The sequence below is a fragment of the Bradyrhizobium sp. ORS 86 genome (assembly GCF_045571475.1).
GTDB lineage: Bacteria > Pseudomonadota > Alphaproteobacteria > Rhizobiales > Xanthobacteraceae > Bradyrhizobium.
Genome location: NZ_CP120699.1, coordinates 6,402,261 through 6,414,841 on the forward strand (window position 1 = coordinate 6,402,261; position 12,581 = coordinate 6,414,841).

A 12,581-nucleotide genomic window follows, 5' to 3' on the forward strand; every position below is an offset into this window, starting at 1 on the left:
CAAAGACGCGCTCAGGTGAGCTGGATATCCCAGAGCCCTTCGGCGCGGCATGCGGCGACCTCGTCGCGCAACAGCTTCGCGATCAGCGTGATCGCGTTCGAGCCGGGATGCTCGACCGGCGAGGCCAGCGTCAGCTCGCGCCGCGGCGCGGGCCGTGCGATCGGCGCGGTCTCGAGCCGTCCGTCGGCGACCTCGCCGCGCACCGAGGACGGCGGCAACAGCGTGTATCCGAGCCCCTCCTCGACCAGGCTGGTCAGCACGCGGAACGAATCCGCCTCAAGCCTGACGTCGAGATCGAGCTTCCTCTTCGCCGCCGCATGCTCGATCAGCGCGCGGAGTCCGTGCGAATGACTTGGCAGCACCAAGCGCTGGCGCATCAGCCAGCCGAGCTCGACCTGCTTCTTCTGCTTCAGCCCGCTGCCGGGCGGCCCGACCGCGACGATCGAGTCACGGCCGAGGCTTTGCACCGCCAGATGCAGATCGACCGACGGGCCATAAATCACGGCAAGGTCCATCTCGCCGCGGTGCAGCCACTCGATCAGATGGCCGCTGTAGCTCTCGACGATGCAGAGCGAGATTCCGGGATAGCGTTCCATCGTGCGGCGCGCCAGCCGCGCCGACAGCACGCAGCTCACCGTCGGCACCAATCCAAGAACGACGCGCCCGGACGGCGCGCCGCCGGCGGACTGGATGTCGTCGCGGATCTGGTCGATCTGCCTCACGATACCGCCGGTGCGCGCCAGCAGCAGCCGGCCGGCATCAGTCAGCACCATACCGCGGCCGTTGCGCGTGAACAATTCGGTGCGCAGCTCGTGCTCGAGCAGCTTGATCTGACGGCTCAGCGCAGGCTGCGCGACCCGCAAAGTATCGGATGCTTTGCTCAGGCTCCCGAGTTCCGCTACGCACGCAAAGGTCCTAAGCTGGCGGAAATCCATACTTGCCAATCCTGGAAGGCAGGTTCATACGCTATAACAAAACAGCATAGGGAGTTTACCAGGGCCCCACAACAGCGGGCGCATTGCCCGCGGCTAGAGCCTTTTCCGTTCCGATTGAATCGAAATGGGACTCTAGATTCTAGTTCTGACGCGTTTTCTTCACGCGAACCGGTACCCACTTCGCTCGAAAACGCTCTGGCGCAACCTCTCGGCAAGACAACATCATGACTGCACACGACCCACAACTCGACGACCATTCCGACATCCGCGACGCGGTGGCAAAGCTCTGCGCGCAGTTCCCCGGCGAATACTGGCGCAAGCTCGATCGCCAGATGGCCTATCCGAAGGAGTTCGTCGATGCGCTGACGGAAGCCGGCTACCTCTCCGTGCTGATCCCCGAGGAATACGGCGGCGCCGGCCTGAAACTGTCGGCGGCCGCGGCGATCCTGGAGGAGATCCAGCGCGCCGGCTGCAACGGCGGCGGCTGCCATGCCCAGATGTACACGATGGGCACGGTGCTGCGGCACGGCAACGACGCGCAGAAGGCGAAATACCTGCCGAAGGTCGCGACCGGCGAATTGCGGCTGCAGGCGTTCGGCGTCACCGAGCCGACCAGCGGCACCGATACCTCCTCGCTGAAGACTTTTGCGCGCCGCGAGGGCGACCACTACGTCGTCAACGGCCAGAAGATCTGGACCAGCCGCGCCGAATATTCCGACCTGATGATCCTGCTCGCGCGCACGACGCCGAAGGAGCAGTCCAGAAAGCGCACCGACGGCCTCTCGGTGTTCATCGTCGACATGCGCGAGGTGAAGGGCAAGGGGCTGGAGATCCGCCCCATCAGAACCATGATGAACCACGCCACCACTGAAGTGTTCTTCACCGACATGAAGGTGCCGGCGGAGAACCTGATCGGCGAGGAAGGCAAGGGCTTCCGCTACATCCTGTCAGGCATGAATGCCGAGCGCATCCTGATCGCGGCTGAATGCATCGGCGACGCCAAGTGGTTCATCGCGAAGGCGACCAGCTACGCCAAGGAGCGCAGCGTGTTCGGCCGGCCGATCGGCCAAAATCAAGGCATCCAGTTCCCGATCGCCAAGGCCTATGCCGCGATGCGCGCGGCGGAGCTGATGGTGAAGGAAGCCACCCGCAAATATGAAGCCGGCCTCGACTGCGGCGCGGAGGCCAACATGGCCAAGATGCTGGCGGCGGACGCCTCCTGGGAAGCGGCCAATGCCTGCGTGCAGACCCATGGCGGCTTCGGCTTCGCGGAAGAGTACGACGTCGAGCGCAAGTTCCGCGAGACGCGGCTGTACCAGGTGGCGCCGATCTCGACCAATCTGATCCTGTCCTATGTGGCCGAGCATGTGCTCGGCATGCCCCGCTCCTACTGAGTTCGCATCATGTTGCCGTTGGAAGGATTGACCGTCATCGCCGTCGAACAGGCGGTTGCCGCGCCGTTCTGCTCGTCGCGGCTGGCCGATGCCGGCGCTCATGTCATCAAGGTGGAGCGGCCCGAGGGCGATTTTGCCCGCGGCTACGATGCCGCCGCCAAAGGCCAGAGCAGCTATTTCGTCTGGCTCAACCGCGGCAAGGACTCGGTGGTGATCGATCTCGCCACCAAGGAAGGCCGCGCCGCGCTAGAGGAACTGATATCAGGCGCCGACGTGCTGCTGCAGAACCTCAAGCCGGGCTCGATGGACAAGCTCGGCTTTTCGCGCGAGCGACTGCGCAAGGCCTATCCGAAGCTCATCATGTGCACGATCACCGGCTACGGCGACACCGGGCCGTATGCCGACCGCAAGGCCTATGACTTGCTGATCCAGGCCGAGAGTGGCCTTGCCTCGATCACCGGCGGTCCGGAAGGCGCCTCGCGCGTCGGCATGTCGATCGTCGACGTCGCGACCGGCGCCACGGCGCATGCCTCGATCCTGGAAGCACTGATCGGGCGCGGCCGCACCGGCCAAGGCGCCGACATCCGCATTTCGATGTTCGACGTGATGGCCGACTGGCTTACCGTGCCGCTGCTCAATGCCGAGGACGGCAAGCCGCCGAAGCGCATCGGCCTCGCCCATCCCTCGATCGCGCCCTATGGCGTGTTCCGCTCCAAGGACGGCAAGGAGATCCTGATCTCGATCCAGAGCGAGCGCGAGTGGAAGAAGCTGTGCGCGGAGGTGCTCAGCCAGCCTGGCCTGCCCGACGATCCGCGCTTCGCCAACATGGTCGAGCGCGTGCGCAACCGCGCGCTGACCGACCAGATCGTCGGCGATGCCTTCGGCAGACTGACGCGCGAGGAGCTGCTGGCGAAGCTCGCGGCGGCCGACATCGCCTTTGCCGAGGTCAACAGCATGGCCGACCTCGCCACCCACCCGCATCTCCGCCGCATCGCGGTCGACACGCCGAACGGCCGCGTCAGCTATCCGGCGCCGGCCGCGATCGTCGTCGGCGAGGACAGGCACTACGGCAAGGTGCCTGCGATCGGCGAGCGCACCAAACGTTAGGATGTGATGAGAAGGTCTAATCGCAACCGCGAGCGAGCTGCGCCCCCTCTCCCGCTTGCGGGGGAGGTGCACGGATCCTGCCGTCAGACCGACTCTGTCACGCTAAGATATCTCTCAGCCCGGGCAAGACAATCATGAGCGACAAACTCGACCTCGATCATCTCCGCCAGTGGATCGGCCGCAGCACGGAAGCAACCGATGTCGTCACCGCCCATCTGGTGATGGGCCTGCGCGCGACGCTATTCCAGGAGATCGGCGAGCCGAGGACAGGCGACGCCGCACCGTGGACCACGCATTGGTGCCTGGCGCAGCCGGTGTTTCCGATGTCGCAGTTGAGCCAGGACGGCCACCCGACCCGCGGCGGCTTCCTGCCGCCGGTGCCGCTGCCGCGCCGGATGTGGGCCGGCGGCGAGCTGGAATTCTTCGATAGCTTGCGCGTCGGCGACGAACCGAAGCGGACGTCGCGCATCGCCGACGTCACGGTGAAATCAGGCTCGACCGGCACGCTGTGCTTTGTCTCGGTCAACCACGAGGTGACGACGTCGCGCGGACTGGCGATCCGTGAGCGGCAGGACATCGTCTATCGCGAGATGACGAGTACGCAGTCCTCGGCACCCGCCAAGGCGCCGCCACCTCCCCCGGTCGCGCAGCATCGCGAGAGCCACGTCTCCGATCCGGTGCTGCTGTTCCGCTACTCAGCGCTGACCTTCAACGGCCACCGCATCCACTATGATCGCGACTACGTCACCAAGGTCGAGGGCTATCCCGGCCTGATCTTCCACGGCCCGCTGCAGGCCGCCTTCATCGTCGAGTTCGCCGCCAAGCTGCACGGCGGCAACCCGCCGAGGAAGCTCCTCTATCGCGGCGTGCAGCCGCTGTTCGAAGGCAGCGAGTTCTCGATCAATGCCGGCGAGAAGGACGGCGGCCTGGAGCTGTGGATCGCGAATGCGGAAGGACAGCCGACCATGAAGGGCACGGCGACCTGGTAGGGCCGGACACCCATCAGGACAGCGACGCGTAGAGGCGCCTTTCACAGGCGCCTCGCATCCCCTATTGTGATCGGATTCAGCCCTTGGATCGCGGGATCATGAATCGTTTCTGGAGTTCGGTCGTCCACAATCTGTCGCCATACGTGCCCGGCGAGCAGCCGAAGATCGACGGTCTGATCAAGCTCAACACCAACGAGAACCCCTACCCGCCGTCGCCGCACGCGCTGGCTGCGATCACCGCGACGATGGATCGGCTCCAGCTCTACCCCGACCCAGCAGCGACGGGCTTGCGCGAGACGATCGCGGTCCACTATGGCGTCGCGCGAGAAGAGGTGTTCGTCGGCAACGGCTCGGACGAGGTGCTGGCTCACACCTTCCAGGCGCTGCTGAAGCATGATGCACCGCTGCTATTCCCCGACATCACCTACAGTTTCTATCCGGTCTATTGCCGTCTCTACGGCATCCAATACGAAACGGTGCCGCTCGATGCCGCGATGCGGGTGCAGCTTGCCGACTACCGGCGGCCGTGCAGCGCCATCCTGTTGTGCAACCCGAACGCCCCGACCGGCATCGCGCTGCCGCGCGCTTCAATCGAGGCGCTGGTCACCGAACACCCGGACCGGCTCGTGGTGGTCGACGAGGCCTATGTCGACTTCGGCGCCGAGAGCGCCGTGCCGCTGGTCGCCCGCCACGACAATCTCCTTGTGATCCAGACCCTCTCCAAGTCGCGCGCGCTGGCGGGCTTGCGCGTCGGCTTCGCCGTTGGCCAACGCCCGCTGATCGAGGCGCTGGAGCGGGTGAAGGACAGCTTCAACTCCTATCCGCTGGATTGCCTTGCGCTCGCCGGCGCGGCTGCCGCCATCAGAGACGACGCCTGGTTTCAGGAGACGCGCACGCGTATCATCGCGAGCCGTGAAACGTTGGCTCGCGGCCTCTCCGAGCTGGGCTTCGAGGTGCTGCCATCGCAGGCGAACTTCGTGTTCGCGCGCCATCCCCGCCACCGCGGGGCGGACCTCGCGGCCCGGCTGCGGGAGCGGGCTGTTCTGGTGCGGCATTTCCAGAAGCCGCGGATCGAGGACTTCCTGCGCATCACGATCGGAACTGACGAGCAATGCAGCCGCCTGCTTGCGCTGCTGCGTGATATCGTCTGATTCCGCATTGGCCGTCCGCAACGACGTTGCTTGCGATCGATGGCTACTCCACGCATAGTGTCGCCACCGAATAACAATAAGCACTGACAGGGAGGCTATCATGAGGACGCTCGGGGCCGCGCTGTGCGCGCTGGCGCTGCTCACATCAGGTGCACAGGCTCAAACATTGAAGGACTTCATGGCGACAGTCATGAAGAAGTGGACCGCACCCTTCGAGCCGTACCCACTGATCGGCAACATCTACTATGTCGGCACCGACGGGATCGCGGTCTACATCATCAAGACGTCGCAGGGTCTGATCTTGATGGATACGGCGATGCAACAGTCGACCGGCATGATCAAGGACAACATCACCAAGCTCGGCCTCAAGGTCGGCGACATCAAATACATCCTCAATTCGCACGCCCATCTCGACCACACCGGCGGCTTTGCCGAGATCAAGCAGGAGACCGGCGCGCAACTGATCGCCGGAGAGCGCGACAAGCCCCTGCTCGAGGGCGGCTACTATCCCGGCGACGAGAAAAATGCCGATCTTGCCTTTACGCCGGTGAAGGTCGATCGCGTCGTCAAGGAAGGCGACAAGGTGACGCTCGGCGACACCACGCTGATCGCGCATGCGACGCCCGGCCACTCGCCCGGCTGCACGAGCTGGGAGATGACGGTCAAGGACGGCAACCAGGAGCGCAGCGTGCTGTTCTTCTGCAGCGGAACGGTGGCACTGAACCGGCTGGTCGGCCATCCGACCTATCCCGGCATCGTCGACGACTATCGCTCGACCTTCGCCAGGGTCAAGGCGATGAAGGTCGACGTGCTGCTCGGACCGCATCCCGAGGTCTACGACATGCAGGCCAAGCGCGCACAGATGAAGGACGGTGCGCCGAACCCGTTCGTCAAGCCCGGTGAGAATGTGACCTATGTGACAGGTCTCGAGCAGGATTTCGACAAGCAACTCGCCAAGCAGACGGCCGCGTTGCAGAAGTCCAATTAGCTCGCATTTTCTGGCCGTTGCCTCGGCAACTATGGCTGCGGCGGCTTGACTCCACGACGCAATCCATCGACAGGTGGATTGCCGTTCCGCTTTTGCCGCTCGCATTGACGGAACGTAACGAACTGGAATTGGGAGCCGCCCGATGTCATCCCGCAAGCCCGCCGCCGCGAAAGGCAAGGCCGTCACCGTCAAGGACGCCACCTTTGGTCTCCTGCGCGCATGGGGTATCAAAAAGGTGTTCGGCAATCCCGGCTCGACCGAGCTGCCGTTCCTGAGCGATTGGCCCGACGACATCGACTACGTGCTCGGCCTTCAGGAGGCCTCCGTCGTCGGCATGGCCGACGGCTATGCGCTGGCAACGCGCAATGCCGGCTTCGTCAACTTGCATTCGGCGGCCGGCGTCGGCAACGCGCTCGGCAACATCTATAACGCCTACCGCAACCAGACGCCGCTCGTGATCACGGCGGGACAGCAGGCGCGCTCGATCATGCCGCTGCAGGCCTTCCTCTATGCCGAGCGGGCCAGCGAATTTCCGCGACCTTACGTCAAGTTCGCGGTCGAGCCCGCGCGCGCCGAGGACGTGCCGGCGGCGATCGCGCGCGCCTACTATGTCGCAATGCAGCCGCCCTGCGGGCCGACCTTCGTCTCGGTGCCGATCGATGACTGGAGCCATGCGACGCAGCCGCTCGAGGCGCGCGCCGTCAGCCGCGACATCGGGCCAGATCTCGCGGCGATGCAGGCGCTGGTGGCTGCGCTCAGCGACGCCAAGCGCCCTGCTCTCGTCGTCGGCCCTGCCGTCGACCGCGCCGAGGCCGTCGATCTGATGGTGAAGGTTGCGGAGAAGGCCAAGGCCGCGGTCTGGGTCAGCCCGTTCTCGGCGCGCTGCTCGTTCCCCGAGCATCATCCGCAATTCGCCGGCTTCCTGCATGCCTCACCCGGACAGCTCTCCGATGCGCTGCGCGACTACGATCTCGTGGTCGTGATCGGCGCGCCGGTATTCACCTTCCATGTCGAAGGCCATGCCGCGATCTTCGACGGATCGACCCCGATCTTCCAGATCACCGACGATCCCGACGCCGCCGCGATGACACCTGCGGGTCACAGCATCATCGCCACAATGAAGCCGGCGCTGTCGGTGCTGCTCGACATGCTGCCGGAGACCCGGCGCGCCGCGCCCGCAGGCCGCATTCTGCCACCGGCGCCCGCCGCGAGCGACCCAATCCCCGCCGAATATGCGCTGCATGCGCTCGCGGCCGCGATGGGGCCGCAGGATGCACTGGTCGAGGAGGTGCCGTCGCATCGTCCGGTGATGCAGAAAGTGATGCCGATGCGCGGCCAGGATTCGTTCTACACCATGGCGAGCGGCGGCCTCGGCTACAGCCTGCCCGCCGCGGTCGGCATGGCACTCGGCCGCCGCGAGGGACGCACCGTCTGCCTGATCGGCGACGGCTCGGCGATGTATTCAATCCAGGCGCTGTGGACCGCGGCCCAGCGCAAGCTGCCGCTCACGGTCGTAGTCATGAACAATTCCGGCTACGGCGCGATGCGCTCGTTCAGCCAGGTGATGCAGGTGCGCAACGTGCCCGGCCTGGAATTGCTCGGCATCGATTTCGTCAAGCTCGCCGAAAGCATGGGCTGCGACGCGGTGCGGGTGACGAAATCAGCCGATCTCGCCAGCGCCTCCAAGCGCGCGCTCTCGCATCAAGGCGCGAGCCTGATCGAGGTGATGGTGGATTCCGCCGTGCCGCTGCTCTACGCGCAGAAGAATTGAGTGCAGCGGCGACAGTCCTCATTGGAACATAGCGGAGCCGCGCTTAATCGATCTTGCGGCAGACTGCCCGCACCTCTCCCGCTTGTGGGTAGGGCAAGCGCATTTGGAAAAAAAACGCCCTGTGGCCCATCCTTCGAGACGCCCGCCTTTGGCGGGCTCCTCAGGATGGGTCTTGTTTTGCGGCACAATAGTAGACCCTCATGGTGAGGAGCGCCGCTTGCGGCGCGTCTCGAACCACGAGGCCGGGTACGTGCGCGGCCATCCAAGGCCGCATATGCGATAGCCCTGCGCTTGCGGGGGAGGTCGCATCGCATTGAAAATGCGATGCGGGTGGGGGCTCTCTCCACGATGTGACCCGCGGAGAGAGCCCCCACCCCAACCCTCCCCCGCAAGCGGGAGAGGGAGCAGACCGCCATCGCAGGCGACATGCAACCCAACCTCGTCGCGCTTCAGTGCGTGGACACAGGCTCCCGTTCCAATACCCGCGTAAACGACTCCGGCACCTCGCAGCCGGTGGCGCAGCAACGTCCGGGCTGCTTCGAGAGCCGCTGTCCCTCGTCGACGATGCCGCGGCCGAGCAGGTTCTCGACCAATTCGGCCTTTTCCATAACCGGATAGTTGCGCCAGATCTCCCGCTTCATCGCTTCCGGCGAGCCGCCGCCGTGCAGCGAGATCACCGAGTACCAGCCGGCTTCGTGCGATACGGTGAGGTCCTCGATCAGCCGCGCCACCTCCGCGCGCTGCTCGGCCGGAATATCGGGACGTCCGCCCATGACAGCGGCGAGCGAGGCGCGCGTCTCCGGATTGTGGTCCTCGTCGGGGCCCGGCAGCGCGACGATCAGCCCGCCGGACACGTAATGCGCCACCCGGTGCATGTCGTAGATCTTGGTCGCCAGCAGCAGCTTGCCGATGTTGGAGAACACCGCATCGGGCATCACCGAGCCGGCCGGATCCCTGGTGCAGTAGACCGAAGACGCGACGCCGCAAGCGTAGAAGCTTTCCGTGATGGTGATGAGCTCGACCATGGCTTCGCGGATATGCGCATGCTTCTCGGCGTCGAGCCCATTGGCCTCGATCATCAGTGCGCCGGCGCCGATCAGGAGATCGCCGAACCCGGCCCGCGCGCCGATGCAGGAATGACGATGGTGCGTGGCGTAGGATGTGGTGAGGAAACCGCCCTCCTCGGTTTCGCCGGCGAGGAAGACGCGATCATGCGGCACGAACACGTCGTCGAACACAACGACGCCGACCGACTGGCCATACTTCGCCGAGAATTTTGCGGAAGGCTCGCCGGGGCGGCCCGCCGGGCGCGCGATGATCGTGACGCCGGGCGCATCGATCGGCACGGCACAACACACCGCAAAATCCTTGTCCGCGGGCACGTGCGTCCGGCACGGCATCACCAGGAATTCGTGCATGTACGGCGCGCCGGTCACGATCGCCTTGGTGCCGCGGATCACGATGCCGTCAGGGCGCCGCTCCTTGATGTGCACATAGACGTCCGGGTTGGCCTGCAGGCCGGGGCGCTTCGAGCGGTCGCCCTTCGCATCAGTCATTGCGACGCCAAGTGTCAGGTCGTTATCCTGAACCTCGTGCAGATAGTTGAGGAAGCGCTGGCTGTAGTCGGTGCCGTGGCGATCGTCAGTGAGCCTGGTCGCCTGGTAGAGGCCGTTGAGCGCGTCATGGGTCAGATAGCGCTGCGCGCAGCCCGACGTCCTGCAAACCAGCCGCACCGCCTCGAGCTTGTAGAGCAGGTCCTGCGAACTCTCGTCGATGTGGAGCATGCGGTTGACTGTTTTGCCCGAGGTGCCCTGCCGCGCCGTCATGATCGGCGCGTACTCGGCGCGATGGGCGAAATCGTAGGTCACGCCGATGCCCGCGATGCCGGGCGCCAGCAAAGGCTCGTCCGCAACGCTCGCAACCGCACTGCCGTTGACGAACACGCGCGGCTTGCAGCGGCGCAGGGACTCCCGGTAGTCGGTGCCCGTCATCAGCATGGTGTGTCTCCCTTGCTCATTTATTCTAACAGTGTTAAATTATCTGACGATCCTGAAATCGAGTCAACGATGGAATCGCCTGACCATGCAGATGCGCGAAAGCAGGAAGGAAGCGGTCAGCCGGCACAAGCGGGATCTGATTCTCGACGCGGCGCGCAGCGTGTTTGCGGAAGAGGGACTCGAAGGCGCGAGCCTGCGCGCGATCGCAACCCGCGCCGGCTATACGCCCGCGGCGCTCTACTTCCACTTCGATTCCAAGGAAGCGATCTATGCCGAGGTGCTGCGGCGATCGCTGGCCTCGCTGGGCGAAGCCGTCACCGCCGCCGTCGCGACGACCCGGGGCGCGAAGCAGCGGCTGCAATCCGCAGGCATGGCCTTCTTCCGCTACTATGCCGACAATCCGCGCGACCTCGACCTCGGCTTCTACCTGTTCCGCGGCGGCATGAAACCGGCCGGGCTCGGCCACGATCGCGACCGGGAGTTGAACGCGGCGCTGGAGGCGGCGCTGCATCCGATCGCGGAAGCCGCCGAGGCGCTCGGCGCATCGCGGCAGAAGGCCAACACGGTGATGGTGGACTGCTTCGCCCACGCAACGGGCCTGTTGCTATTGCTGCACACCGGCCGCATCAGGATGTTCGGCACCTCGGCGCCCGACCTGATGGATGCCTACCTCCGCGACAAGATTGCGCAACTCGGCAAGGGGTGACGTAATGCTGACGATCGATCCACGGATATCGCTGCTCCTGATCGTCGATTTTCAGTCCCGCCTGATGCCGGCGATCCATGAGGGCGCCGCGGCTGTCAGGAACGCCAGGCGACTGCTGGACATGGCGGAGCTGACGAACGTTCCGGCGGTCTTCACCGAGCAGAACGCCAAGGGGCTCGGCGCAACCGTCACCGAATTGGCGGTCAGCGGAGCTCGCCTGATCCACAAGATGACGTTCGATGCCGTCCGCGAGCCTGAATTCCTGAAGGCAGTCGCTCCCGACAGGCATGTCGTCGTCGCAGGCTGCGAGGCCCACGTGTGCGTGCAGCAGACTGTGCTCGGTCTTATCGACGCCAGGCGCAAGGTCTACGTGGTGCGGGATGCACTCGGCTCACGCTACCCCGAAGACAAGGAAACCGCGATCCGCCGCATGGAACGGCACGGCGCGGAGATCGTCACCACCGAGATGGTCATGTTCGAATGGCTGGAAACGGCGGAGCATCCGCGGTTTCGCGAGGCGATCGCGTTGATCAAGTGACCACAACACGCGCAAGGAAGAGGAAGGCATCGGCGGAAGGGTTCCCTCCCCCCTTGCGGGGCCGCAAGGCGGGAGGAAGCCTGACTGGGTGCCCACCTTACATGAAGAACTGAGGCGGCAACGCACGTGGCCGCCACCCTCGCGCCTTCGATCACTTCCCGTGCGCCTCCCGCATCTTGGCCTGGATCTTGGCCATGCCGCCGATCCAGCGGTCGTAGTTCTCGGTCTTCTTGCGCATGTAGCCGAGCACCTGCGGGTGCGGCAGGATCAGGAACGTCTCCTGCTCGATGCCCCTCAGCGCATCCTGCGCGACCTGCTCCGGCGTCAGATCGCCGTCGCCGGATTGCGGGCCCTTCGGGATCGAGCGCAGCATGTTGGTGTCAACGCCCTGCGGACAGAGGATCGAGACCTTGATGTTGTCGGCGCGGTGCGAGATCGCGAGGTTTTCGGCAAAGCCGACCGCCGCATGCTTGGTGGTCGAATAGGCCGGGCTGCCGACTTGCGACAAAAGGCCCGCGGCGGAGATCGTGTTGAGGAAATAGCCACCGCCGCGCGCCTTCATGCGCGGCACCAGATGGCGCGCGGCATAGACGTGCGCCATCACATGGATCGCCCAGCTCCGCGACCACGGCTCGTCCGAGGTGCCGCCGGCATTCACCGACAAGGGATCGAAGCCGCCGCCAATGCCGGCATTGGAGCAGAACAGCGCGATCGGGCCGAACATCCGCTCGGTCGCCTCGATCACATGCAGGACGTTCTTCTCCTGCCCGACATCGCATTTGAATGCCGCGCCGCCGACCTCGGCTGCGACCTTCTCGGCAGCCGCATGATCGAGATCGACCACCACGACCTTGGACGCGCCGGCGGCGTGGAACGCCTCGCACAGCGCCTTGCCAATGCCATTGCCACCGCCGGTGACCACCACGATTTTACCAGCCACCTGCATGGCCATCCTCCCGATATCTTGATCCCAGGGCACGTTCCGGAAGTGGAAGCCGGTCCTCC

General features: G+C 65.1%; 11 protein-coding genes. 8 read left to right on the top strand and 3 right to left on the bottom strand.

The features are described from left to right. Window positions 1-11 precede the first annotated feature (11 nt). Window positions 12-935 (bottom strand): LysR substrate-binding domain-containing protein, encoded by a 924-nt coding sequence (locus tag P6U25_RS29495; RefSeq protein ID WP_407148264.1) that lies wholly within the window; start codon window positions 933-935, stop codon window positions 12-14. A gap of 224 nt (window positions 936-1,159) precedes the next feature. Between P6U25_RS29495 and P6U25_RS29500 the strand changes: the two genes are divergently transcribed. From P6U25_RS29500 to mdlC, 6 genes are all read left to right on the top strand, one after another. Next, a complete protein-coding gene (locus P6U25_RS29500; protein ID WP_280976015.1) occupies window positions 1,160-2,329 on the top strand; it encodes an acyl-CoA dehydrogenase family protein in 1,170 nt (389 codons plus the stop codon). A gap of 9 nt (window positions 2,330-2,338) precedes the next feature. Beyond that, a complete protein-coding gene (locus tag P6U25_RS29505) occupies window positions 2,339-3,436 on the top strand; it encodes a CaiB/BaiF CoA transferase family protein (protein ID WP_407148265.1) in 1,098 nt (365 codons plus the stop codon). Window positions 3,437-3,570: 134 nt separating this feature from the next. Then, window positions 3,571-4,425 (top strand): MaoC family dehydratase N-terminal domain-containing protein, encoded by an 855-nt coding sequence (locus P6U25_RS29510; protein ID WP_407148266.1) that lies wholly within the window; start codon window positions 3,571-3,573, stop codon window positions 4,423-4,425. Between the two features lie 98 nt (window positions 4,426-4,523). Further along, complete coding sequence (gene hisC / locus P6U25_RS29515; RefSeq protein WP_407148267.1) at window positions 4,524-5,576, top strand: histidinol-phosphate transaminase; 1,053 nt, start codon at window positions 4,524-4,526, stop codon at window positions 5,574-5,576. Window positions 5,577-5,676: 100 nt separating this feature from the next. Next, window positions 5,677-6,564, top strand: a complete 888-nt coding sequence (blaBJP, locus tag P6U25_RS29520) for a BJP family subclass B3 metallo-beta-lactamase (protein ID WP_407148268.1) — start codon at window positions 5,677-5,679, stop codon at window positions 6,562-6,564. A gap of 142 nt (window positions 6,565-6,706) precedes the next feature. Next, window positions 6,707-8,335, top strand: coding sequence for a benzoylformate decarboxylase (gene mdlC / locus P6U25_RS29525; protein ID WP_407148269.1), 1,629 nt, complete (start codon window positions 6,707-6,709; stop codon window positions 8,333-8,335). Window positions 8,336-8,784: 449 nt separating this feature from the next. Here the strand turns inward: mdlC and P6U25_RS29530 are convergent, their stop codons facing one another. Continuing rightward, a complete protein-coding gene (locus tag P6U25_RS29530; protein ID WP_407148270.1) occupies window positions 8,785-10,332 on the bottom strand; it encodes a 4-hydroxyphenylacetate 3-hydroxylase family protein in 1,548 nt (515 codons plus the stop codon). An 85-nt stretch (window positions 10,333-10,417) separates the two neighbouring features. Between P6U25_RS29530 and P6U25_RS29535 the strand changes: the two genes are divergently transcribed. Together P6U25_RS29535 and P6U25_RS29540 are read left to right on the top strand one after the other, a co-directional pair. Beyond that, on the top strand, window positions 10,418-11,038 hold the full coding sequence (locus P6U25_RS29535) for a TetR family transcriptional regulator (protein ID WP_407148271.1): 621 nt from the start codon (window positions 10,418-10,420) through the stop codon (window positions 11,036-11,038). 4 nt (window positions 11,039-11,042) lie between these two features. Then, complete coding sequence (locus P6U25_RS29540; RefSeq protein ID WP_407148272.1) at window positions 11,043-11,576, top strand: isochorismatase family protein; 534 nt, start codon at window positions 11,043-11,045, stop codon at window positions 11,574-11,576. A gap of 151 nt (window positions 11,577-11,727) precedes the next feature. Here P6U25_RS29540 and P6U25_RS29545 read toward each other — a convergent pair whose 3' ends face one another. Beyond that, window positions 11,728-12,522 (bottom strand): SDR family oxidoreductase, encoded by a 795-nt coding sequence (locus P6U25_RS29545; RefSeq protein ID WP_407148273.1) that lies wholly within the window; start codon window positions 12,520-12,522, stop codon window positions 11,728-11,730. Window positions 12,523-12,581 lie beyond the last annotated feature (59 nt).